Genomic DNA, 23,669 nt, shown 5'->3' on the forward strand with positions numbered 1-23,669 from the left:
GAGTTTCTTTCATTGGGAAACTATATAGTTTTATCTACATCTTACCTGAACCACTACCCTTTTTCAAAGATTTTGAAAGGAAATGGAATGGCGAATAGAAGTTATATTTACTTAAAAAACGGAGATGAAGCTCGTATCTTAACAGAGGGAATTTACACGATACCTTATTTTTGGCAATTGTTTTGGGATGAAGAAGATTTAAAAGCTCCTATTGCTCTCTGGAAAACAGCAGAAGAACTCGAAGAAGATGAGGAGCAAGCAGAAAGATTTTACCAAGAGCAGAATGTAGATATCTTTCTTCCTATTGAAAAATTCCGGCAAAGCGCCCTCCAAAACCGGTCTTTTTTAGAAGAAAATGCTTCTCAGACCTTACAATTATATGATGCCTTTGTTCGTTATATTCTTGCAAACGTAAAAGATGATGATGTGCTCGGATTTGATGTCTTAGATGTTGTTTTTATGGATCAAGTGTCTGTTGTTTCTGATAAACTGTTAAAAAATATACGAGCTATTCGGGAAAATCAACCCAAAGATTTAGATTTTTCTTTGACAGAAAAGAACTTAATTGGTCTTGCTATGGGCTTTCCTGATTATTATGCTTCAGAATTATTGCCAGAAGACAATATTCTAGATTCGGTTGCCTATCAGGATGAACTGAAGAAAATGAACCCCCAAGAAGATAAGAAAGCGCTCGATATGACTGGAGCCGATTCACAAGGGAAGAAGTCTCGTGTTCTTTTAGTGTTTTGGATTTTGTTGGCACTAGGAATTATGTGGGTTTTATATATTGTTTTTAGCTAACAAATAGAAAAGAGAAAAAATGAGAATTGCAGATTATAGCGTGACCAAGGCAGTGCTGGAGCGTCACGGTTTTACCTTTAAAAAATCCTTCGGTCAAAACTTCTTGACCGATACCAACATCCTTCAAAAAATTGTGGATACGGCTGAGATTGATAAGCAAGTCAATGTCATCGAAATCGGTCCTGGGATTGGGGCTCTGACTGAGTTTTTGGCGGAAAATGCCGCAGAAGTGATGGCCTTTGAAATTGATGACCGTTTGGTTCCCATCTTAGCGGATACCTTGCGTGATTTTGACAATGTCACGGTTGTCAACCAAGACATCCTCAAGGTAGACCTCAACCAGTACATCGCAGAGTTTAAAAATCCAGACCTTCCGATCAAGGTGGTGGCTAACCTTCCTTACTATATTACGACTCCAATCCTCATGCACTTGATCGAATCCAAGATTCCTTTCCAAGAATTTGTGGTCATGATGCAAAAAGAGGTGGCAGACCGCATCTCAGCTGAGCCCAACACCAAGGCTTATGGTTCTTTATCCATTGCAGTCCAATACTATATGACCGCTAAGGTAGCTTTTATCGTGCCCCGCACCGTCTTTGTGCCCGCACCAAACGTCGACTCTGCCATCCTCAAGATGGTCCGTCGCGAAGAACCAGCAGTAACTGTCGAGGATGAAGATTTCTTCTTCTCTGTCAGTAAAGCCAGCTTTGTCCACCGCCGCAAAACGCTTTGGAACAACTTGACCAGTCGCTTTGGAAAGACCGAAGAAATCAAAGCTAAGTTGGAAGCAGGGATCCAAGCAGCTGGATTGAAACCATCTGTACGAGGAGAAGCTCTTAGCTTAGAAGACTTTGCCCGTCTAACAGATGGCCTTCTAGATGCAGGAATAAAATAACAGAAAAGACATGAGCTTCGTGCTCATGTCTTGTTTGTTCTAGAAGGAAAGGACGGGATTTGAACCCGCGCGTGAATAAAAATCCACTTGCCGGATTTCGAGTCCGGTGCCGTACCGAGCTGGGCCACCTTTCCAAGATGCGGAGAAAGGGATTTGAACCCTCACGCCCGAAGGGGCACATGCGCCTGAAGCATGCGTGTCTGCCATTCCACCACCTCCGCATAGTTCTATTATACACTTTTTAGGAAAAATGCCAAGGAAAAAAAGGAAGGTGTCCTTTCCCGAATTCTGCTAAAAGACAAGTCATAACAGATACTCCGTCTTCTGTTTCTATCCATTTAAAAAATGAACCTATTCGTTTCTAAAAGCGTCCGGAGAGGTTCACTTTTCGTTTTTTCTTATCAAGCAATCCAGCCTTATTTTTCATTTTTTGGTATAATAGATAGTATTAATCTCAAAGGAGTACGATTTGCAAGGAACAATCGTCAAGGCCTTGGCTGGCTTCTACTACGTGGAGTCAGACGGGCACATTTACCAGACACGGGCTCGTGGAAATTTTAGAAAAAAAGGACAGACTCCTTATGTAGGAGATCAGGTGGAGTTCTCTGCTGAAGAGAATTCAGAAGGCTACATCTTGAGCATTGCGCCTCGAAAAAATAGCCTCGTGCGCCCTCCTATTGTCAATATTGATCAGGCAGTAGTCATTATGTCAGCTAAGGAACCTGATTTCAATGCCAACCTTTTAGACCGTTTTCTGGTTCTTTTGGAGCATAAGGGGATTCATCCCATTGTCTATATTTCAAAACTGGACTTGTTAGAAGATATGGAAGACGTCCACTACTACCAAGGAATCTACCAGGCTATTGGCTATGATTTTGTCTTGTCAATTGAGGAACTCTTGCCCCTTTTGACCAATCAAACCACGGTCTTTATGGGACAGACTGGTGTAGGAAAATCGACCTTGCTCAATAAAATCGCTCCGGATCTAGAGCTTGAAACGGGTGAGATTTCAGATAGTCTGGGGCGTGGTCGACACACGACCCGAGCTGTCAGCTTTTACCATTTAAATGGAGGAAAGATTGCGGATACACCAGGTTTTTCATCCCTTGATTATGAAGTGACGACCAGTGAGGACTTAAATCAAGCCTTCCCAGAGATTGCGGACGTGAGCCACTCTTGTAAATTTCGTACCTGTACCCACACGCATGAGCCTGCTTGTGCGGTAAAACCAGCCGTTGAAACAGAGGGAATTGCGACTTTCCGATATGAGGATTACTTGCAATTTCTAAGTGAGATTGAAAACCGTCGCGAAACCTATAAAAAAGTTTCGAAAAAAATGCCAAAATAGGAGACAATAGAAGAATGAAAACAATGAAACTAGCACCCTCAATTTTGAGTGCAGATTATGCTAATTTTGAAAGTGAGTTGAAACGCTTAGAAGCAGCTGGAGCTGACTATGCTCATATCGATGTCATGGATGGTCATTTTGTGCCAAATATCAGCTTTGGGGCTGGAGTCGTAGAGAGTATGCGTCCACATAGCAAGTTGGTCTTTGATTGCCACTTGATGGTGACCAATCCCGAACACCACATTGAAGAATTTGCCCGTGCAGGTGCGGATATCATCAGCATTCACGTAGAAGCGACTCCTCATATCCACGGAGCTCTTCAAAAAATTCGTCAAGCCGGTGTGAAAGCTAGTGTTGTGATTAATCCAGGAACTCCTGTAGACAGTATCAAACACGTCTTGAACTTGGTGGATCAAGTCTTGGTCATGACCGTTAATCCAGGATTCGGTGGCCAAGCCTTTCTTCCAGAAACAATGGACAAGGTGCGCGAATTAGCAGCTCTTCGTGAAGAGAAAGGCTTAGACTTTGATATCGAAGTCGATGGCGGAATTGATGGCAAAAGTATTTCCCAAGCAAAAGAAGCTGGGGCTAATGTTTTTGTAGCGGGCTCTTATGTCTTTAATGGAGATGTCAATGAGCGTGTGCAAACGCTTCGAGATGCCATCAATGGTTAATATAGGAGTATTGGCGGGTGGAGATTCTTCTCTACTACCAAAAGATCAAGATCTATACGTAGGTGTCGACGGAGGCTGTTTGAAGTTGCTGGCACAAGGCTTGCCTTTAGATATGGCAGTGGGGGATTTTGATTCCATTTCTGAAACTGATTTGAGCAAGATCCGCACCCAAGCCAAGCAAGTGGTTCAGTCCGTCCCTGAAAAGAACGATACGGATTTGGAATTAGCCTTGAAAGCAGTCTTTGAAGACTATCCAGATGCTGCAGTCACCGTTTACGGTGCCTTTGGTGGTCGCTTGGATCACTTCTTGTCTAATATCTTTTTGCCGACCGATCCAGACCTAGCTCCCTATATGGAGCAGATCCAATTAGTCGATGGCCAAAATCGCTTGATCTACAGACCAGCTGGCCACCACGAGATTCAGCCAGATTCTACTATGTCCTATGTTGGTTTTATGCCTGTCGGACAAGGTCGCGTAGAGATCACAGGTGCCAAGTATCCGCTCCATTCGGAGAATTATTTTTTGAAGGCCATGTATGGCTCCAATGAATTTTTAGATCAACCGATTCAAGTGAGTCTCGACCGTGGCTATCTTGTCATTGTTTATAGTAAAGACAGAGGTTAATATGAATATCATTCTGCTTCTGATTGGCCTGCTCAATCTGGGCCTCCTCATCTATCTCTTGCAACGGTCAGACGACACAAGACCGGCTTTACGAGAGATGCTGGAAGACCATGAGGATCATTTGACAGACCAGTTGGACTATCGTTTTGAAAAAGAAAGACAAGCAAGCCAGATTGCCAATCAGCAGTTAGAGATCGCTCTGACAGATCGCTTGACCGAGATGCGAGTGGAGATCCACCAGCAGACGACGGCTCTGCGCGCTGAGATGAATGAGCACTTTACTAAAAATCGGGACAAAACAGATGAGCGCATGCGCCAGATCCAAGAGTCCAATGAAGTGCGGCTAGAACAGATGCGCCAAACGGTAGAAGAAAAATTGGAGAAAACCTTGCAGCACCGCTTGCAGACCTCCTTTGAGACGGTTTCAAAACAATTGGAGTCGGTCAACAAAGGGTTGGGAGAAATGCAGACAGTGGCGCGGGATGTCGGAACCCTTAATAAAGTTCTCTCCAACACCAAGACGCGTGGGATTATGGGCGAATTGCAGCTGGGTCAAATCATTGAAGATATCTTGACCCCAGCCCAGTATGAGCGGGAGTTTGTCACCGTTCCCCAATCCAGTGAGCGCGTGGAGTATGCCATTAAGCTTCCAGGACAAGGAGAGGAGCCAGTCTATCTGCCGATTGACTCTAAATTCCCACTGGAAGACTACTATCGTCTGGAAGAAGCTTATGAATCAGGAGAGAAAGAGGAGATCGAGCGTTACCGCAAGGCCCTTCTTGCTAGTATCAAGCGTTTTGCTAAGGATATCCAACAAAAATACCTCTTTCCACCAGCGACAACGAATTTCGGAATTCTCTTTTTGCCAACCGAAGGCCTCTATTCCGAAGTGGTTCGCAATCCAGAATTCTTCGATCGCTTGCGTCGGGACGAACAAATTTTAGTGGCTGGGCCAAGTACCTTATCAGCCCTCTTGAACTCCTTGTCTGTTGGCTTTAAAACGCTCAACATCCAAAAGAGTGCAGATGACATTAGCAAGGTGTTGGGATCGGTCAAATCAGAATTCCATAAGTTTGGAGGGATTCTGGCCAAGACTCAGCGCCATTTAAAGAATGCATCCAATAATATTGATGATTTGCTAACCAGACGGACCAGTGCCATCGAGCGGACACTCCGCCAAATCGAAAGCGATGAGGACCTGCTGGGACTAGATGTATATATAGAAGATGGAGAAGATGATGGTCAAAATTAACCAAATGAAAAAAGATGAATTGTTCGAAGGATTCTATTTGATCAAGTCAGCAGAAGTGCGTCAAACGCGGGCCGGGAAAAACTACCTCGCCTTTGTCTTCCAGGATGAGACCGGTACAATCGAAGGCAAACTATGGGACGCTCAACCCCACAATGTAGAGAGCTTTACAGCTGGGCGCGTGGTCCATATGTCTGGCCGTCGAGAAGTTTACAATAATACCCCGCAAGTCAATCAATTGAACATGCGTTTGCCACAAGCAGGAGAGCCCAACAATCCAGCAGACTTTAAGGAAAAACCACCAGTAGATCCCAAAGAATTGCATGAATACCTGTCAAACATGATTTTCAAAATTGAAAATCCAGTCTGGCAACGGATTGTCCGGGCCCTCTATGGGAAATATGAGAAAGAGTTTTATAGCTATCCAGCTGCTAAGACCAACCACCATGCCTTTGAAGCCGGTCTCGCTTATCATACGGCGACCATGGTCCGCTTGGCAGATAGTATCGGTGATATCTATCCTCAGTTGAATAAGAGCTTGCTCTTTGCGGGGATTATGTTACACGATTTGGCCAAAGTGATCGAGTTGACGGGACCTGAAAATACAGAATACACTGTTCGAGGCAACCTCATCGGCCACATTGCACTGATCGATGAAGAAATCACCAAGGTCTTGCAAGAGTTGAAGATTGATGACCAAAAAGAAGAAGTCATCGTCCTTCGCCATGTGATCTTGAGTCACCATGGCTTGCTGGAATACGGTAGTCCTGTTCGTCCAAAAATTATGGAAGCAGAGATTATTCATATGATCGATAATTTGGATGCTGAAATGATGATGATGACAACGGCACTTGGCTTAATTGGTCCTGGCGAGATGACCAATAAAATCTTCGCTATGGAAAATCGTTCCTTCTATAAACCGAATCTCGACTAGTAAAAACAGGGATAAATACGGGAATGATTCTGCCAAAAATAAAATAATCAGGAAAAAACGGCCTTCTGTAAATCAGAATGTTCGTTTTTTTCGCTTCTTATGGTATAATGATAGAAAAAACTACATGGTGAGAAAATGAAATTAAGAAGAAGTGAACGGATGGTCGTGATTTCTAATTACTTGATCAACCATCCCTATGAATTGACTAGCCTCAATACGTTTGCGGAAAAGTATGAGTCTGCCAAGTCTTCCATCTCAGAAGATATCGTGATCATTAAGCGTGCGTTTGAAGAAATGGAAATCGGAAATATTGAGACCATTACAGGAGCTGGTGGAGGTGTTATCTTTACACCCTCTATCTCAGATCAAGAATCCAAAGAAATCGTCGAAGATCTTTGCAAGCAACTGTCTGAAAGTGATCGTATCCTTCCTGGTGGCTACATTTACCTGTCTGATCTTTTGAGCAATCCAAAGATTTTGAATCGGATCGGCCGCATCATTGCCAAAGCCTTTCGAGATAAGAAAATTGATGCTGTCATGACCGTAGCGACCAAGGGAGTTCCACTAGCCAATGCAGTAGCCAATGTCTTGAATGTTCCTTTTGTTATTGTCCGTCGTGATTTGAAAATCACAGAAGGGTCAACCGTTAGTGTCAACTATGTTTCAGGCTCAAGTGGGGATCGCATTGAGAAAATGTTCCTTTCAAAACGGAGCCTAAAAGCAGGAAGCCGGGTCTTGATTGTCGATGACTTCCTTAAAGGTGGCGGAACGATTAACGGGATGGTCAGTCTCTTGGCTGAATTCGATTCTGAATTAGCAGGAGTAGCTGTCTTTGCGGATAATGCTGCAACCGACCGTGAATTCTTTGAACACAAATCCTTATTGCGCGTGACCAACATCGATGTAAAAGAAAACAAATTGAGTGTCGAAGTTGGGAATATCTTTGATTAAGAGCAACAAAGGAGGATCAAAAAGTGAAAAGAATTTTAGATCGATTTGATAATAGTCCTTTGTGGATACGCTTGGTGACAGTTCTGTCTCTATCCTTTATTTTGGTAGCTGGTTTGTATACCGTTAAAAAGAATACGGCTGCCCAGGTAACGACAGAAATTCAACCTGCTAAAAAAACAGGTTCCCTTCCAGTGAAAAAGGAAACAAAGGAAGAAAAAGAAAAGAAGGAAGAAAAGAAAAATACAGAAGCTGCTGAAAAAGCAGTCGTTCAAATGGAAACAACTCCAAGTCAAGATTCTGTGAACGCTGCCCAAGCTGCTGTGAAGAAAGTCAAAGATGCGACTCAAAAGCAATCGCTTGAGGCCCGTATCCAATACATCGCTAACTATTATGGACTGACCTATGAGAGCGACACAGCGGCAACACAGCAGACTCAAACAGACGCTAATGCCAACACGAACGCGAACGCAAATACTAATGCCAATGCCAATGCTGGAGTAGCTGGAGCCAATGCGACAGTTCAACCACAACAGCAACAGCAGTATGCTCCGGCTGCAGATGCAGGGGCAGAAGAACCTGCTGAAGCTGGACAATAATGAACTTTTTCGACTTCTTTAAAAAATAAAAAAACATCTTGCAATCAAAGTGCCGTCATGTTATAATAATAGACGGTACTTTTTACTTTTGGTCTCTCAAGAGTGTACAGGGACGTGCTGACAAATGTTGCAAAAGTACACACAGATGGTAGCTGTCACCAAGTGTACCATCACCAAAAATAAAAAATTTCACAGGAGAATGTAGATGCCTACAATTAACCAATTGGTTCGCAAACCGCGTAAATCAAAAGTAGAAAAATCTAAATCACCAGCTTTGAACGTTGGTTACAACAGTCATAAAAAAGTTCAAACAAACGTTTCTTCACCACAAAAACGTGGTGTTGCAACTCGTGTTGGAACAATGACACCTAAAAAACCTAACTCTGCCCTTCGTAAATTTGCCCGTGTACGTTTGAGCAACTTGATCGAAGTAACTGCTTATATCCCAGGTATCGGACACAACTTGCAAGAACACAGCGTGGTTCTTCTTCGTGGTGGACGTGTAAAAGACCTTCCAGGGGTACGTTACCATATCGTCCGTGGAGCACTTGATACTGCAGGTGTAAACGATCGTAAACAAGGCCGTTCTAAATACGGTACTAAAAAACCAAAAGCATAAGGAAAGGGGATAAAGAAAAATGAGTCGTAAAAACCGTGCGCCTAAACGCGATGTATTGCCAGATCCGCTTTACAATTCACAATTAGTTACTCGTCTTATCAACCGCGTTATGCTTGATGGTAAACGTGGTACAGCTGCTTCAATCGTTTATGGAGCTTTCGAACAAATTAAAGAAGCTACTGGAAACGATGCTCTTGAAGTATTCGAAACAGCTATGGAAAACATCATGCCTGTACTTGAAGTACGTGCTCGCCGTGTCGGTGGTTCTAACTACCAAGTCCCAGTTGAAGTTCGTCCAGAACGTCGTACAACACTTGGACTTCGTTGGTTGGTAACAATCGCTCGTCAACGTGGTGAACACACAATGGTTGATCGTCTTGCAAAAGAAATCTTGGATGCAGCGAACAACACTGGTGCAGCTGTTAAGAAACGTGAAGATACTCACCGTATGGCTGAAGCTAACCGTGCATTCGCACACTTCCGCTGGTAAGATTAAGATACTAAGGGCGTTAAAAAAGCGACTGAAAATTAGGAAGCTTGACGAAGAATCAAAGATTCTAGGAAAGCTTATCTATTTTCCGAGCTTTTAGCCTGGGTTCAATTAAGCTCAAATCGGCTAACTAACTTTAGCCCGGGTTCAATTCAACTTTTCTTACAAGTTGGAACCAAAACTTAGCATGAAAACACTGAGAACGGGTAGGTCCTGCCTATCCGTTTTTATTAAATCATGTTATAATAGAATATAGAAATAAAAAATATAGGAGAAACAAACCTCATGGCACGCGAATTTTCACTTGAAAAAACTCGTAATATCGGTATCATGGCTCACGTCGATGCTGGTAAAACAACTACAACTGAGCGTATCCTTTACTACACTGGTAAGATTCACAAAATCGGTGAAACTCACGAAGGTGCGTCACAAATGGACTGGATGGAGCAAGAACAAGAACGTGGTATCACTATCACATCTGCTGCGACAACCGCTCAATGGAAAGACACTCGTGTAAACATCATCGACACACCAGGACACGTGGACTTCACTATCGAAGTACAACGTTCACTCCGCGTTTTGGACGGTGCTGTAACGGTTCTTGACTCACAATCAGGTGTTGAGCCTCAAACAGAAACAGTTTGGCGTCAAGCAACTGAATACGGAGTTCCTCGTATCGTATTTGCGAACAAGATGGATAAAATCGGTGCTGACTTCCTTTACTCAGTAAGCACACTTCATGATCGTCTTCAAGCAAACGCACACCCAATTCAATTGCCAATCGGTTCAGAAGATGACTTCCGTGGAATCATCGACTTGATCAAGATGAAAGCTGAAATCTACACCAACGACCTTGGTACAGACATTCTTGAAGAAGATATCCCAGCTGAATACCTTGACCAAGCTCAAGAATACCGTGAAAAATTGGTTGAAGCAGTTGCTGAAACTGATGAAGACTTGATGATGAAATACCTTGAAGGGGAAGAAATCACTAACGAAGAATTGAAAGCTGGTATCCGTAAAGCTACAATCAACGTTGAGTTCTACCCAGTACTTTGTGGTTCTGCCTTCAAGAACAAAGGGGTTCAATTGATGTTGGATGCGGTCCTTGACTACCTTCCAAGCCCACTTGATATCCCTGCAATCAAGGGTGTAAACCCAGATACAGACGAAGAAGAAGAACGTCCAGCATCTGATGAAGAGCCATTTGCAGCTCTTGCCTTCAAGATCATGACTGACCCATTCGTAGGTCGTTTGACATTCTTCCGTGTTTACTCAGGTGTCTTGAACTCAGGTTCATATGTATTGAACACTTCTAAAGGTAAACGTGAACGTATCGGACGTATCCTTCAAATGCATGCCAACACTCGTAAAGAAATCGAAACAGTTTACTCTGGGGATATCGCTGCTGCCGTTGGTTTGAAAGATACTACAACTGGTGACTCATTGACAGATGAAAAAGCAAAAATCATCCTTGAATCAATCGAAGTTCCAGAACCAGTTATCCAATTGATGGTTGAGCCTAAATCTAAAGCAGACCAAGACAAGATGGGTATTGCCCTTCAAAAATTGGCTGAAGAAGATCCAACATTCCGCGTTGAAACAAACCCTGAAACTGGTGAAACAGTTATCTCTGGTATGGGTGAGTTGCACTTGGATGTCCTTGTTGACCGTATGAAACGTGAATTCAAGGTTGAAGCTAACGTTGGTGCTCCTCAAGTATCTTACCGTGAAACATTCCGCGCTTCTACACAAGCACGTGGATTCTTCAAACGTCAATCTGGTGGTAAAGGTCAGTTTGGTGATGTTTGGATTGAATTCACTCCAAACGAAGAAGGTAAAGGATTCGAGTTCGAAAATGCGATCGTCGGTGGTGTGGTTCCACGTGAATTCATCCCTGCAGTAGAAAAAGGACTTCAAGAATCTATGGCGAACGGTGTTCTTGCTGGTTACCCAATGGTTGACGTGAAAGCTAAGCTTTACGATGGTTCATACCACGATGTCGACTCATCTGAAACTGCCTTCAAGATCGCTGCATCTCTTGCGCTTAAAGAAGCTGCTAAGACTGCACAACCAGCTATCCTTGAACCAATGATGCTTGTAACCATCACAGTTCCTGAAGAAAACCTTGGGGATGTTATGGGTCACGTAACTGCTCGTCGTGGACGTGTAGATGGTATGGAAGCACACGGTGCAAGCCAAATCGTTCGTGCTTATGTGCCACTTGCTGAAATGTTTGGTTACGCTACTGTCCTTCGTTCTGCAACTCAAGGACGTGGTACCTTCATGATGGTATTTGACCACTACGAAGATGTACCAAAATCAGTACAAGAAGAAATCATTAAAAAAGCTAAAGGTGAAGCTTAATTTACCAATGCTTAAAAACTCTTCCCACTTTGGGAAGAGTTTTTCTTTGTTCCAAAAGTGAGTACAAGTAAAATAGCGCTTTTCCTATCGATCAAGACTTTGTGAAAAACTTTAATAAAAGAGGTGGTGATCTATGATAAATCTTGCTTTTCGTTGGGAAATAGTTGCTTTTTAATGCAATAAAGTATATAATAGAGACTGTTAAAAGATGTTTGGCGCTGTGTCAAGTTACTCTTTTCACAAAAAATTTTTTTGATTTTCATAAGGAGGAAATCACGAATGGTAGTTAAAGTTGGTATTAACGGTTTCGGTCGTATCGGACGTCTTGCTTTCCGTCGTATCCAAAACGTAGAAGGTGTTGAAGTTACACGCATCAACGACCTTACAGATCCAGTTATGCTTGCACACTTGTTGAAATACGATACAACTCAAGGTCGTTTCGACGGTACTGTGGAAGTTAAAGAAGGTGGATTCGAAGTTAACGGTAAATTCGTTAAAGTTTCTGCTGAACGCGATCCAGAACAAATCGACTGGGCTAACGACGGTGTAGAAATCGTTCTTGAAGCAACTGGTTTCTTTGCTACTAAAGCAGCTGCAGAAAAACACTTGCATGCTGGTGGTGCTAAGAAAGTTGTTATCACTGCTCCTGGTGGATCAGATGTTAAAACAGTCGTATTTAACACTAACCACGATATTCTTGATGGTACTGAAACAGTTATCTCAGGTGCTTCATGTACTACAAACTGCTTGGCTCCAATGGCTAAAGCTCTTCAAGATAACTTCGGTGTTGTTGAAGGATTGATGACTACTATCCACGCTTACACTGGTGACCAAATGATCCTTGACGGTCCACACCGTAAAGGTGACCTTCGTCGTGCACGCGCTGGTGCTGCTAACATCGTTCCTAACTCAACTGGTGCTGCTAAAGCAATCGGTTTGGTTATCCCTGAATTGAACGGTAAATTGGACGGAGCTGCACAACGCGTTCCTACTCCAACTGGATCAGTTACTGAATTGGTAGTTGTTCTTGAAAAGAACGTTACTGTTGATGAAGTAAATGCAGCTATGAAAGCAGTAGCTAACGAATCATACGGTTACACTGAAGATCCAATCGTTTCTTCAGACGTTGTAGGTATGTCTTACGGATCATTGTTTGACGCAACTCAAACTAAAGTTCTTGACGTTGACGGTAAACAATTGGTTAAAGTTGTTTCATGGTATGACAACGAAATGTCTTACACTGCACAACTTGTTCGTACTCTTGAATACTTCGCAAAAATTGCTAAATAATTCATGCGTATGATGAGAGGAGGGAAACCTCCTCTTTTTTTGTACTTTTTTTAGGGCTTTCTCATCATATTATAGGAATTGCTAAAATTGATTGACAGTGCTAAATAGATTAGGGTATCCTATCCTTGATTGGAGATTTCTAATACAACGAAATGAAAGCGATTACAGGTCGTGGAGAAAGGAGCCAATGGAAATCGCTCAAGAAAAAGAAAAAAACCATACAAGGAGGTCAAGATGAAGGGTCATCTATTTGAAAAGAAAGAACGATTTAGTATACGAAAATTCAGTGTGGGAGTTTGTTCCGCATTGATTGGGTTAGCATTTTTAGGAACAGGCGCTGTCTCTGCAGATGAGACGGTTTCTACTAGTGAACAACCCTTGGAAACCTCTTCAGTAGCGACTGAAGATGTTAATCATCTAGTGAGAGAAGCTGGCGTCTATACTGCAGATGCGGCACTTCCTACGGCTGATCCTGCAAAACCGGCCACAGAAGCGGTCACTCCAGAGGCTAGTCCTACAAGTACAGAAGCTAGCTCGACGACTACAGATACTCCAGCTGTTTCAGAGACTGAAAAACCGAAAGCTACTGCTGAAAAAGTGGCCGATTTACCAACCAATGAAGAAAAACAATTAAGGCCCAAAGAAGTTAAGTTCGATACCTGGGATGATCTCTTGAAGTGGGAACCAGGAAAACGAGTGGATGACGATATGAACAGAGCAAGCGTCCCACTTGCGAGTCGTTTCCAAGGAAAACAAATTAATGAACAAGCCAACCCTGAAGCGAAGATCCAAGCGCTGTCAAACATGAACTCTAAAGCCAAGGATCATGCGTCTGTCGGCGGGGAAGAGTTTAAGGCCTATGCTTTTGATTACTGGCAATATTTGGATTCCATGGTCTTTTGGGAAGGGCTGGTTCCATCAGCAGATGTGATCGATGCTGCCCACCGAAATGGGGTTCCTATTTATGGAACACTCTTTTATAACTGGTCTAGCAGCATCAAGGATCAAGAACATTTTGCAGAAACCTTGAAAGAAGATAGTGAAGGCTCTAAAACTTTCCCGATCGCCCGTAAATTAGTTGAACTTGCTAAGTACTATGGCTTTGATGGTTACTTTATCAACCAAGAAACAACCGGAAATCTTGTAGAACCATTGGGTCCAAAATTGAGAGATTTCCTTCTTTATACCAAGGAATATGCGAAGAGTCTGAACTATCCGATTAAGTATTCCTGGTATGATGCTATGACCTATGAATATGGCCGTTACCATGAGAATGCGCTGGGAGAATACAACTACAATTTCATGCAGCCAGAAAATGGGGAAAACCCAGTGGATACCTTCTTTGCTAACTTTAACTGGGGCAAATCAGAAGTTGATTATTCCATCAGCACAGCTAAATGGATTCATCGGAATCCTTATGATGTTCTAGCTGGACTCGAGCTCCAAAAAGGAGGCTCTTATAAGACTAATGTAGACTGGAATGCCATTTTAGATGAACATGGCAAGTTGCGTCTATCCCTTGGTCTTTATGCGCCAGATACGATTACAGGGCTAGGAAAGACTGGAGAAGGATACCATACCCATGAAGATCTATTCTGGACAGGTTTCCAAGGAGATCCGACTAAAGGAAAACCAGCAGACCAATCTTGGTACGGTATGTCCAATCTAGTAGTGGACAAAACCCCAATCACTAGTGAAGATTTCAATACTTCCTTTAATACTGGACACGGAAAACACTGGTTTGTGGATGGCAAGATTTCTAAAGAAGGGGAGTGGAACTACCGTTCTGTTTCTGGCTACCTTCCAACATGGCGTTGGTGGGTAGAGCATAGTGAGGATAGTGCTCAATTGAAAGGTCGTTATGATTTTGATCAAGCCTACAATGGAGGAAATTCTCTAGCCTTTGAAGGAGATTTAAAAGCCAATAGCAGTCAAAATGTCATGCTCTATTCGACCAAGATTCCTGTGACAGAAACGACAAAATTGAGCGTCAGTCATAAAGGTGGGATCGGAGCAGCTGCCTGGGTAGCTGTTGCCACCAAAGAAGACTACTCTGAATACGAATGGAAAGAATTGACACCGAGTGCGGATTGGTCTACTCAAACCTTTGATTTGGGAAGTTTGGCTGGCAAGACCATTTATGCTGTGAAGATGTTCTTTGACCATGATACGGATGTTAAAGACTACAAATTTAATCTCGGCCAATTGTCGATTACTTCAAACCAAGAGAAACCAGCGACTCCAGCAGAAGTATCCGTTCGAGCAAAACGCCTACAAAATGCGCAAGAAGCAGAAGCAGTCCTCAATTTTAAAGGGGTAGCAGATGCGGATTATTATGAAGTCTATGAAAAAGATGGCGATAACTGGCGTCTCTTAACAGGGTCTTCTGCGACAACCGTCTATCTACCAAAAGTTAGCCGTTCAGCAAGTGCTGAAGGAACCACTCAGGAACTCAAGGTTGTGGCAGTTGGGAAGAATGGTCAACGTTCAGATGCGGGAACCGTGGCCTTTGATTGGGGCATGACCGTGTCAGATACCAGTCTTCCAAAAGCTTTAGCGCCAAACGTAGTCATCGGAGCCAAAGTGATCGGTTCAAGCTTCCCAGATGCGGATGGTAGTGAAGGCATTGAAGGCATGTTAAATGGGACCATTACCAGTCTTTCAGATAAATGGTCTTCTGCTCAATTGAGTGGAACCGTCGATATCCGCTTGACACAACCTCGGACCATTGTTCGTTGGGTCATGGACCATGCCGGTGCTGGTGGGGAATCTGTCGACGATGGCAAGATGAATACCCGTGACTTCGACCTTTACTACAAGGACGAAGCGGGTGAATGGAAGCTCGCTAAGGAAGTTCGTGGCAATAAAGCCCATGTATCTGACATTACACTTGATCATCCGATCAAGGCTCAAGACTGGCGTCTCCATGTCATTACAGCAGATAACGGCACTCCATGGCAAGCCATCCGGATTTACAACTGGAAGATGTATGAAAGTCTAGATACTGAGACGGTCAACATTCCGATGAAACATGCTGCAGCGCAAAACCTAGGTAATCATTTTGTACAAGTCGGTTTCAAAGATGTCCCAGCTAATACTACTCTGACTCTTTATGCCGATAAAGAAGCCACTAGTCCAATTGCGACCATGACAGCCGATCAAGCTGGAAATCTGATCTTTAAACCATTGGCTTTTGAATCAACCCCATCTCTTCTATACTATCGTGCGCAAGAACCTGGTAAAGATATCAGTAATGTTTTGGCGATCGAAGTTCCAAAGAATGATAAAGAAATTGTGGGCCTTCAATTTGAAGATGGATTGACTAAGAAGGTCTACCGGGAAGGCGATGCCCTTTCCTTGAAAGGGGCGACTCTCCGCGTTCATTATAAAGATGGCCAAGCAGATCAACTGGTCAACCTCACCAACTCAGGTGTAGAGATTCATGGATTTGACAGTAGCAAGCTGGGAGAACAACACCTAGAAGTCTCTTACCTTGGTCAGAAATTGGATAAGACCCTCACTGTTTTTGTGGTCAGTGCAGAAGAAGCAGGTGAAAAAGCAGTTGCTGGTCTAGAATTGACCGACAAACCAAAAGTGGAATATATTGTCGGAGAATCATTGGAAAAAGAAGGTGGACGCTTTACAGTCGTCTTTGAAGATGAAACGACCGAAACGCATGCCTTGACAGATGAAGGTGTGGAAGTGACTGGCTTTGATACGACCAAGGAAGGTCGTCAAACCATCACTGTCCATTACAAAGGAGCTAGCACAAGCTTTGATGTCCTCGTCAATCCAAAACCAGCTCTCAACGATGAATACCTCAAGCAAAAATTGGCTGAAGCTGAAGCTGCAAAAGCCAAAGTAGACTTTACTTTTGCCAGTCCTGAAGTTAAAGAAGCTTTGCTGGCTGGAATGGCTGCTTCTGAAAAAGTCTTGAAAGAGCATGATACCAGCACACAAGATCAAGTCAATGAGCAGTTGAACCAATTGACCGCTCTCTTGAAAGCCTTGGATGGTCAAGCTAATCTAACAAAAGAAAAAGAAGCTCTTTCTACTCTGACAACAGAAGCGACTGCTCTATTAGCAAGCAAGCCAAATCACCCTTCTGGTGAAGCTTTACAGGCACTGGTTGAGAAAAATAAAGAGCTCCTAGCTTCTTCAGAGCTCACGCCTGAAGCGCTTGAAACAGCTAAGACAGGTCTAGAGACCTTGATTGCGCTCCTGAAAGAAGATAAGCCAGCGGTCTTTGTAGATCCTGCGACTGGAGTCGAAGTTCAATTCTCCAACTTAGAGCCAACCGTTGTCAAAGGACTGAAAGTCACGAAAGTTGAAGCCAATCAGGCAGAAAAAGAAGAGCTGAAGGGACGAGAAGCGACTATCTTTGATATCGAAGGAGTCGATGCAAGCGGTCAGGATGTCGATACCCAGCATCCATCCCTTGTGAAAATCCCTGTGGATAAGGATAAAGAAGTGGAGCAAGTCCTCTTCTTCCCAGAAGGTCAAGCACCTCAATCCTTGGCCTTTGAGAGAGTTGGAGATGTGGTCATTTTTACAGCTCCTCACTTTACTCACTATGCGATTGTCTATAAGCCAGCACAAACGGAAGAACCAGATCAACCGATCCAACCAGAAGAACCGGCTAAACCAGATCAGCCAGTTCAACCGGCTCAACCAAATCAACCTGTTCAACCAGCTACCCCAGTGACTCCGGATCCAGCTAATCCATTGAAGCCTACAGAGCCTTCTCAAGTGGATCAGTTGGCCCCAACGACTTCTACTCAAGCGGATCATCAGGAGGAAGAACACAAGGATATGGTCGATCAAGAGATCCATCAGTTGTTAAGTGCCCACCAAGGAGTGAACTTACAGCCAACGGTTCAGCAAGAAACAAAAGATGCAAGTAGAGAAAGTCAATCGGAACACTTGCCAAATACGGCAAGCCTAGAAGCTTCCTTTGCAGCTGAAGCTGTTCTCCTAGCAGCCTTAGGCGGCTTCCTCTTGGCTGGTAAGAAGAAAGAAGAGTAAGTCTTCTAAAAGATTCTTTTGTTCACTTAAAAAGTCACTCTCAAAAAAACCTCTCTGGTTTTCACCAGAGAGGTTTGATCTTGTATTTAGAAGTGTCGTTCGGATCCTGTGAATTAGAGGGGAAAAGCATTGGATTTTTCTACCTCTTTTACAGCTTTTGTGATATAATTATCATGTATTAAAAAAAGAAGGAGTCATATCTAATGGCAAAATTGACTGTTAAAGACGTTGACTTGAAAGGGAAAAAAGTTCTCGTTCGTGTTGACTTCAACGTTCCTGTAAAAGACGGCGTGATCACTAACGATAACCGTATCACTGCAGCTCTTCCAACTATCAAGTACATCCTTGAACAAGGTGGACGTGCAATCCTCTTCTCTCACCTTGGACGTGTAAAAGAAGAAGCAGATAAAGAAGGTAAATCACTTGCTCCTGTAGCTGCTGACTTGGCTGCTAAATTGGGTCAAGAAGTTAAATTTATCCCAGGTGTTACACGTGGTGCTGAATTGGAAGCAGCTGTTAACGCTCTTGAAGATGGACAAGTTCTCTTGGTTGAAAACACTCGTTTCGAAGATGTTGATGGCAAGAAAGAATCTAAAAATGATCCTGAACTTGGTAAATACTGGGCATCACTTGGAGATGGTATCTTCGTAAACGATGCATTTGGTACTGCTCACCGTGCACACGCATCTAACGTTGGTATCTCTGCAAACGTTGAGAAAGCTGTTGCTGGATTCCTTCTTGAAAACGAAATTGCTTACATCAAAGAAGCAGTTGAAGCTCCAGAACGTCCATTCGTAGCTATCCTTGGTGGATCTAAAGTATCTGACAAGATCGGTGTTATCGAAAACTTGCTTGAAAAAGCTGATAAAGTCCTTATCGGTGGTGGGATGACTTACACATTCTACAAAGCTCAAGGTATCGAAATCGGTAACTCACTTGTAGAAGAAGACAAATTGGATGTAGCGAAAGCTCTTCTTGAAAAATCAAACGGCAAATTGATCTTGCCAGTTGACTCAAAAGAAGCGAACGCATTTGCTGACTACACTGAAGTGAAAGACACTGAAGGTGAAGCAGTAGATCCAGGATTCCTTGGTCTTGATATCGGTCCTAAATCAATCGCTAAATTCGACCAAGAATTGACTGGTGCGAAAACAGTTGTATGGAACGGACCTATGGGTGTATTTGAAAACCCTGACTTCCAAGCTGGTACAATCGGTGTAATGGACGCTATCGTGAAACAACCAGGCGTTAAATCAATCATCGGTGGTGGTGACTCAGCTGCTGCTGCGATCAACCTTGGCCGTGCAGACAAATTCTCATGGATCTCTACTGGTGGTGGTGCTTCTATGGAACTCCTTGAAGGTAAAGAACTTCCAGGATTGGCTGCTCTTACAGATAAATAATCTAATGAGAATGAAAAGAGGCTGGGACAAAAGTCCTAGCCTCTTAATTGTTTTTGGATTGTCGAGCAAGACGCAGTGGTTGAGTGGTCTCTACTACGCTGATTTCATCAGCTTTTACAGCCCTACTCAACTGTGCGGAGGTGGGACGACGAAATCGAATTCTAACGAATTACCGATTTCTGTCCCACTCTCTTTTTTCTTTCTATTGATAACTGTTCTCTCCTTTCTGAAAATATGGTAGAATAATAGAAATAGAAAGATAGGTGACCATGGATTACTTTAAACGACACAAATTTGATTGGTCCAAATTCCGTTTGGGGATGAGAACCTTTAAAACAGGGATTGCCGTTTTTATTGTACTACTTATTTTTGGAATATTTGGCTGGAGAGGCCTTCAGATCGGGACTTTGACAGCTGTTTTTAGTTTGAGGGAAGACTTTGATAAGAGTGTCCACTTTGGGGCTTCGCGTGTCATGGGCAACAGTATCGGAGGTTTTTATGCCGTATTGTTCTTCCTTTTAAAAACGCTCTTTCATGGGGCGTATTGGGTGACTCTGATTTTTGTACCCATTGCGACCATGTTAACCATTATGACAAATGTCGCTATGAATAATAAAGCAGGAATTATCGGAGGAGTTTCGGCAATGCTGATCATTACCCTCTCGATTCCTAACGGAGAAACCTTCTTGTATGTTTTTGCCCGAATATTTGAGACCTTTATTGGCGTTTTCGTTGCGATTTTGGTCAATTCGGATGTGGATCGCATTCGCGATGTTCTCAAGAAACACAAAAAACCTATGTAAGATTATATAACATTTAATCTTGACATAGATTTTTTTTTCGATATAATAGAATAGAAAGAGGAATGGTATGAAGGAAAAGGAATTACGACGCTCGCTGGCAGTCTTTCCGATTGGCAGTGTTATGAAGCTGACCGACTTGACAGCTCGCCAGATTCGTTATTATGAAGATCAGGGATTGATTTCTCCTGATCGGACAGAAGGCAATCGCCGCATGTATTCGTTGGACGATATGGACCGCTTGCTTGAGATCAAAGATTATATCTCAGATGGCTTCAATATTGCGGATATTAAGAAGAAATATGCGGAAAAAGAGCAAGAGCAAACCAAGGTTGTCAGTCAAGAAGAGATCCGTAAGGCTCTTCATCGTGACATTCTTCAGCAAAGTCGCTTCACATCTTCCCCATCGCCATATGGTCAATTTCGTTGATCATTTCATAAGCTTGTAATCTATTTTAAGGAGACAAAAATGTCAATTACTGCTGCAGATATTCGCCGTGAAGTAAAAGAAAAAAATGTTACTTTTATTCGCTTGATGTTCTCTGATATTTTGGGAACTATGAAGAACGTCGAAATTCCAGCTACCGATGAGCAACTGGACAAGGTTCTTTCAAATAAAGCCATGTTTGATGGTTCTTCTATCGAAGGATTTGTCCGTATCAACGAGTCAGATATGTATCTTTACCCAGATTTGGATACATGGACAGTCTTCCCTTGGGGAGATGAAAATGGTAGCGTAGCTGGCTTGATCTGTGATGTCTATACGACAGAAGGGGAACCATTTGCAGGAGATCCACGTGGCAACTTGAAACGTGCTCTTCGTCATATGGAAAAACTTGGCTTCAAATCCTTTAACCTTGGACCAGAACCAGAATTCTTCCTCTTCAAGTTGGATGAAAATGGAGATCCAACTCTTGAAGTAAACGATAAAGGTGGCTATTTTGACTTGGCTCCAACAGACCTTGCAGATAACACTCGTCGTGAAATCGTAAATGTCTTGACAAAGATGGGCTTTGAAGTAGAAGCCAGCCACCACGAAGTAGCCGTTGGTCAGCATGAAATTGACTTCAAATATGACGAAGTTCTCCGCGCTTGTGACAAGATCCAAATCTTTAAACTCGTTGTGAAGACCATCGCTCGTAAACACGGCTTGTATGCAACCTTTATGGCCAAACCAAAATTTGGAATTGCCGGATCAGGTATGCACTGTAATATGTCTCTCTTTGACCAAGATGGCAACAATGCCTTCTTTGATCCAGAAGATCCACGTGGAATGCAATTGTCAGAAACTGCTTATCACTTCTTAGGTGGTTTGATCAAGCATGCCTACAACTTTACAGCCGTGACCAACCCAACCGTCAACTCTTATAAACGTTTGGTTCCTGGATATGAAGCACCCGTTTATATCGCTTGGGCAGGTCGCAACCGTTCCCCTTTGGTACGTGTACCAGCCTCACGTGGGATGGGAACTCGTTTGGAATTGCGCTCCGTAGACCCAATGGCCAATCCTTATGTAGCCTTGGCAGTCTTGCTTGAAGTCGGCCTTCACGGGATTGAAAATAAAATCGAAGCACCTGCTCCGATCGAAGAAAATATCTATGTGATGACACCGGAAGAACGTAGAGCAGCTGGAATCACAGATCTCCCTTCTACCCTTCACAATGCCTTGAAAGCCTTGACAGAAGACGAAGTGGTGAAAGCTGCCTTGGGTGAACACATCTACACCAGCTTCCTTGAAGCCAAACGAATCGAATGGGCAAGCTATGCGACCTTCGTATCCCAATGGGAAGTAGACAACTATTTAGATCTTTATTAAGAAACAAGAGTAAAGAGCTTGGAAGACATTCCAAGCTCTTTTTGATCCTCAAAAAGTCACCATAAAACCAGTTGAAACAGTGGTCTCAACTGGTTGTTTTGTTAATTTTCGTCATCTGGTGTGAGAATCATTGGGATAATGATAGGTTCACGTTCCGTGCTCTCGTATAAGAATGGGCGAAGGGCGTTGACAATCGCACCATTGACGGTTTGGATATTGGCATCCTTGTTCTTCAAGGCGATACGAATAGCATTGAAGAGGATGCGTTGGCTTTCACGGATCAGATCTCCTGATTCACGCATGTAGATAAAACCACGGCTCAAGATGTCTGGTCCAGCCAGGATCATCTTCGATTTGAAGTCAACAGTCGCAACAGCAAGAACGACACCGTCTTCGGAAAGGTCTCTCCGGTCACGAAGGACAGCAGCCCCGATTTCACCGATGCGGTTTCCATCGACATAGATATCTTGAGCATTGAAGCTTCCTGCGATCCGAGCAGAGTTTGCTGTAAGAGCGAGGACATCACCATTACTCATGATGAAGATATTGTCTTTTTCCACTCCGCAATCACGCGCAAGTCCTGCGTGGATCTTCTGCATCCGGTATTCACCATGGACAGGCATGAAGTATTTTGGTTTGATCAAGCGGAGCATGAGTTTTTGTTCTTGTTGCCCCCCGTGTCCAGAGGTATGGATGTTGTTGATCTTCCCGTGAATGACCTCTACACCCGCTTCAGAAATCGTATTGATCAATTTATTCACACTGGTTGTATTTCCAGGAATTGGACTAGAAGAGAAGATCACGGTATCTCCTGGTTGGAGTTGCACTTGGCGGTGCGTTCCGTTGGCAATCCGAGAGAGGGCTGCCATTGGCTCTCCTTGACTTCCTGTACACATGATCAGGATTTCATTGGCCGCATAGTCTTTGATCTCATTTGGCTCGATAATGGTTCCAGCAGGGACCTTGATGTAGCCAAGCTCAATTCCGTTGACGATGGCTTTTTCCATCGAGCGTCCAAAGACGACGATCTTACGACCTGTCTTGACAGCTGCCTCAGCAGCTTGTTGGAGACGGAAGATATTCGAAGCAAAGGAGGCAAAAATGATGCGCCCATGGATGCCTTCGATGATCTTCATGATGGATTGGCCAACCACTTTTTCAGAGTTAGTAAAGGTTGGGATTTCCGCGTTGGTTGAGTCTGAAAGCAGACAGAGAACGCCTTCTTCCCCAAGGGCCGCCATACGATGGAGGTCAGCCGGTTCCCCAACAGGTGTGAAGTCAAATTTGAAGTCTCCGGTACAAACAATCTTTCCTTGAGGGGTGTGAATCACAATTCCCAAAGGTTCTGGAATAGAGTGAGTCGTACGGAAGAAGGTTGCTTTAAGATTTTTAAATTGAAGCTCAGTGTTTTGGTTGATTTCGTAGAGTTTGGCATCACGAAGAAGGCCGTGCTCTTCTAATTTTCCACGGATTAAGGCAAGCGCCAAAGGTCCAGCATAGATAGGGACATTGGCTTGCTTCAAAAGGAAAGGAATCCCACCGATGTGGTCTTCGTGCCCGTGAGTAATGAGGACCGCTTTGACGCGATCGATATTGTCAACGATATAAGAGTAATCCGGGATTACATAGTCGATCCCAAGGAGGTCATCTTCTGGAAATTTGATCCCAGCATCGACAATGATGATTTCATCTTGGTATTCGATCCCGTAGGTATTTTTCCCGATCTCTCCAAGTCCACCAATAGCAAATACACCAACTTCTTCAGGTTTTAAGGTATAAGCCATGG

Annotated in this window: 19 protein-coding genes and 2 tRNA genes; 18 read left to right on the forward strand and 3 right to left on the reverse strand. The window is 43.4% G+C overall.

What is annotated here, in order from left to right; genetic code table 11:
* Positions 1 to 87: 87 nt before the first annotated feature.
* Positions 88 to 801 (forward strand): hypothetical protein, encoded by a 714-nt coding sequence (locus QM351_RS07285; RefSeq protein WP_003002998.1) that lies wholly within the window; start codon positions 88 to 90, stop codon positions 799 to 801.
* Between the two features lie 19 nt (positions 802 to 820).
* Complete coding sequence (gene rsmA, locus QM351_RS07290; RefSeq protein WP_414327101.1) at positions 821 to 1,696, forward strand: 16S rRNA (adenine(1518)-N(6)/adenine(1519)-N(6))-dimethyltransferase RsmA; 876 nt, start codon at positions 821 to 823, stop codon at positions 1,694 to 1,696.
* A gap of 44 nt (positions 1,697 to 1,740) precedes the next feature.
* Here the strand turns inward: rsmA and QM351_RS07295 are convergent.
* Together QM351_RS07295 and QM351_RS07300 are read right to left on the reverse strand one after the other, a co-directional pair.
* A tRNA-Ser gene (locus tag QM351_RS07295) sits at positions 1,741 to 1,830 on the reverse strand.
* Between the two features lie 4 nt (positions 1,831 to 1,834).
* Positions 1,835 to 1,917, reverse strand: a tRNA-Leu gene (locus QM351_RS07300).
* Between the two features lie 248 nt (positions 1,918 to 2,165).
* On the opposite strand from QM351_RS07300, the gene rsgA reads away from it, so the two are divergent.
* The 16 genes from rsgA (at position 2,166) to glnA (ending at position 21,883) form a co-directional block, all read left to right on the forward strand.
* On the forward strand, positions 2,166 to 3,044 hold the full coding sequence (gene rsgA / locus QM351_RS07305) for a ribosome small subunit-dependent GTPase A (protein WP_414327102.1): 879 nt from the start codon (positions 2,166 to 2,168) through the stop codon (positions 3,042 to 3,044).
* Positions 3,045 to 3,058: 14 nt separating this feature from the next.
* The gene (gene rpe, locus QM351_RS07310) at positions 3,059 to 3,718 is read left to right on the forward strand and encodes a ribulose-phosphate 3-epimerase (protein WP_414327103.1); all 660 of its coding nucleotides are present in this window, start codon (positions 3,059 to 3,061) and stop codon (positions 3,716 to 3,718) included.
* Positions 3,711 to 4,343 carry a thiamine diphosphokinase gene (locus tag QM351_RS07315; protein ID WP_414327115.1) on the forward strand — a complete coding sequence of 211 codons (633 nt, stop codon included), beginning with the start codon at positions 3,711 to 3,713 and terminating at the stop codon, positions 4,341 to 4,343. Before rpe ends, QM351_RS07315 begins: the two co-directional genes overlap by 8 nt.
* Position 4,344: 1 nt before the next feature.
* Positions 4,345 to 5,595, forward strand: a complete 1,251-nt coding sequence (locus QM351_RS07320; protein ID WP_003012406.1) for a DNA recombination protein RmuC — start codon at positions 4,345 to 4,347, stop codon at positions 5,593 to 5,595.
* Positions 5,582 to 6,526: a 3'-5' exoribonuclease YhaM family protein gene (locus tag QM351_RS07325; protein WP_227038433.1), complete on the forward strand. Its 945-nt coding sequence runs from the start codon at positions 5,582 to 5,584 to the stop codon at positions 6,524 to 6,526. Before QM351_RS07320 ends, QM351_RS07325 begins: the two co-directional genes overlap by 14 nt.
* A gap of 135 nt (positions 6,527 to 6,661) precedes the next feature.
* On the forward strand, positions 6,662 to 7,477 hold the full coding sequence (gene purR / locus QM351_RS07330) for a pur operon repressor (protein WP_003012466.1): 816 nt from the start codon (positions 6,662 to 6,664) through the stop codon (positions 7,475 to 7,477).
* Positions 7,478 to 7,500: 23 nt separating this feature from the next.
* Positions 7,501 to 8,073 carry a hypothetical protein gene (locus QM351_RS07335; RefSeq protein ID WP_024054651.1) on the forward strand — a complete coding sequence of 191 codons (573 nt, stop codon included), beginning with the start codon at positions 7,501 to 7,503 and terminating at the stop codon, positions 8,071 to 8,073.
* A gap of 205 nt (positions 8,074 to 8,278) precedes the next feature.
* Entirely contained in the window at positions 8,279 to 8,692 is a 414-nt protein-coding gene (gene rpsL / locus QM351_RS07340; protein WP_003003125.1) for a 30S ribosomal protein S12, read from the forward strand.
* Between the two features lie 19 nt (positions 8,693 to 8,711).
* Entirely contained in the window at positions 8,712 to 9,182 is a 471-nt protein-coding gene (gene rpsG / locus QM351_RS07345; protein ID WP_003003105.1) for a 30S ribosomal protein S7, read from the forward strand.
* Positions 9,183 to 9,467: 285 nt separating this feature from the next.
* Positions 9,468 to 11,549: an elongation factor G gene (gene fusA, locus QM351_RS07350; RefSeq protein ID WP_414327104.1), complete on the forward strand. Its 2,082-nt coding sequence runs from the start codon at positions 9,468 to 9,470 to the stop codon at positions 11,547 to 11,549.
* A 279-nt stretch (positions 11,550 to 11,828) separates the two neighbouring features.
* Entirely contained in the window at positions 11,829 to 12,839 is a 1,011-nt protein-coding gene (gap, locus tag QM351_RS07355; protein ID WP_006154814.1) for a type I glyceraldehyde-3-phosphate dehydrogenase, read from the forward strand.
* Between the two features lie 234 nt (positions 12,840 to 13,073).
* Positions 13,074 to 17,864 carry an endo-beta-N-acetylglucosaminidase gene (locus QM351_RS07360; protein WP_414327105.1) on the forward strand — a complete coding sequence of 1,597 codons (4,791 nt, stop codon included), beginning with the start codon at positions 13,074 to 13,076 and terminating at the stop codon, positions 17,862 to 17,864.
* A 203-nt stretch (positions 17,865 to 18,067) separates the two neighbouring features.
* On the forward strand, positions 18,068 to 19,267 hold the full coding sequence (locus QM351_RS07365) for a phosphoglycerate kinase (protein WP_003002974.1): 1,200 nt from the start codon (positions 18,068 to 18,070) through the stop codon (positions 19,265 to 19,267).
* 269 nt (positions 19,268 to 19,536) lie between these two features.
* Positions 19,537 to 20,070 (forward strand): FUSC family protein, encoded by a 534-nt coding sequence (locus tag QM351_RS07370; RefSeq protein ID WP_118396411.1) that lies wholly within the window; start codon positions 19,537 to 19,539, stop codon positions 20,068 to 20,070.
* A gap of 67 nt (positions 20,071 to 20,137) precedes the next feature.
* A complete protein-coding gene (locus QM351_RS07375; RefSeq protein ID WP_003008872.1) occupies positions 20,138 to 20,497 on the forward strand; it encodes a MerR family transcriptional regulator in 360 nt (119 codons plus the stop codon).
* 39 nt (positions 20,498 to 20,536) lie between these two features.
* Positions 20,537 to 21,883, forward strand: coding sequence for a type I glutamate--ammonia ligase (gene glnA, locus QM351_RS07380; protein WP_023919214.1), 1,347 nt, complete (start codon positions 20,537 to 20,539; stop codon positions 21,881 to 21,883).
* Between the two features lie 101 nt (positions 21,884 to 21,984).
* On the opposite strand, the gene rnjA is transcribed toward glnA, so the two are convergent.
* Entirely contained in the window at positions 21,985 to 23,667 is a 1,683-nt protein-coding gene (rnjA, locus tag QM351_RS07385; protein WP_003003107.1) for a ribonuclease J1, read from the reverse strand.
* Positions 23,668 to 23,669: the final 2 nt, after the last annotated feature.

It is taken from the genome of Streptococcus parasanguinis (assembly GCF_047465465.1).
Taxonomy (GTDB): Bacteria; Bacillota; Bacilli; order Lactobacillales; family Streptococcaceae; genus Streptococcus; species Streptococcus parasanguinis_AI.

Bases quoted from the DNA above. Each gene is read 5' to 3' on its own strand.
- rpsL (WP_003003125.1), top strand. From the start codon at position 8,279: ATGCCTACAATTAACCAATTGGTTCGCAAACCGCGTAAATCAAAAGTA.
- QM351_RS07370 (WP_118396411.1), top strand. From the start codon at position 19,537: ATGGATTACTTTAAACGACACAAATTTGATTGGTCCAAATTCCGTTTG.
- rpe (WP_414327103.1), top strand. From the start codon at position 3,059: ATGAAAACAATGAAACTAGCACCCTCAATTTTGAGTGCAGATTATGCT.
- fusA (WP_414327104.1), top strand. From the start codon at position 9,468: ATGGCACGCGAATTTTCACTTGAAAAAACTCGTAATATCGGTATCATG.
- rpsG (WP_003003105.1), top strand. From the start codon at position 8,712: ATGAGTCGTAAAAACCGTGCGCCTAAACGCGATGTATTGCCAGATCCG.
- QM351_RS07365 (WP_003002974.1), top strand. From the start codon at position 18,068: ATGGCAAAATTGACTGTTAAAGACGTTGACTTGAAAGGGAAAAAAGTT.
- QM351_RS07360 (WP_414327105.1), top strand. From the start codon at position 13,074: ATGAAGGGTCATCTATTTGAAAAGAAAGAACGATTTAGTATACGAAAA.
- QM351_RS07285 (WP_003002998.1), top strand. From the start codon at position 88: ATGGCGAATAGAAGTTATATTTACTTAAAAAACGGAGATGAAGCTCGT.
- QM351_RS07320 (WP_003012406.1), top strand. From the start codon at position 4,345: ATGAATATCATTCTGCTTCTGATTGGCCTGCTCAATCTGGGCCTCCTC.
- purR (WP_003012466.1), top strand. From the start codon at position 6,662: ATGAAATTAAGAAGAAGTGAACGGATGGTCGTGATTTCTAATTACTTG.
- QM351_RS07375 (WP_003008872.1), top strand. From the start codon at position 20,138: ATGAAGGAAAAGGAATTACGACGCTCGCTGGCAGTCTTTCCGATTGGC.
- QM351_RS07325 (WP_227038433.1), top strand. From the start codon at position 5,582: ATGGTCAAAATTAACCAAATGAAAAAAGATGAATTGTTCGAAGGATTC.
- gap (WP_006154814.1), top strand. From the start codon at position 11,829: ATGGTAGTTAAAGTTGGTATTAACGGTTTCGGTCGTATCGGACGTCTT.
- glnA (WP_023919214.1), top strand. From the start codon at position 20,537: ATGTCAATTACTGCTGCAGATATTCGCCGTGAAGTAAAAGAAAAAAAT.
- rsmA (WP_414327101.1), top strand. From the start codon at position 821: ATGAGAATTGCAGATTATAGCGTGACCAAGGCAGTGCTGGAGCGTCAC.
- rnjA (WP_003003107.1), bottom strand. From the start codon at position 23,667: ATGGCTTATACCTTAAAACCTGAAGAAGTTGGTGTATTTGCTATTGGT.
- QM351_RS07315 (WP_414327115.1), top strand. From the start codon at position 3,711: ATGGTTAATATAGGAGTATTGGCGGGTGGAGATTCTTCTCTACTACCA.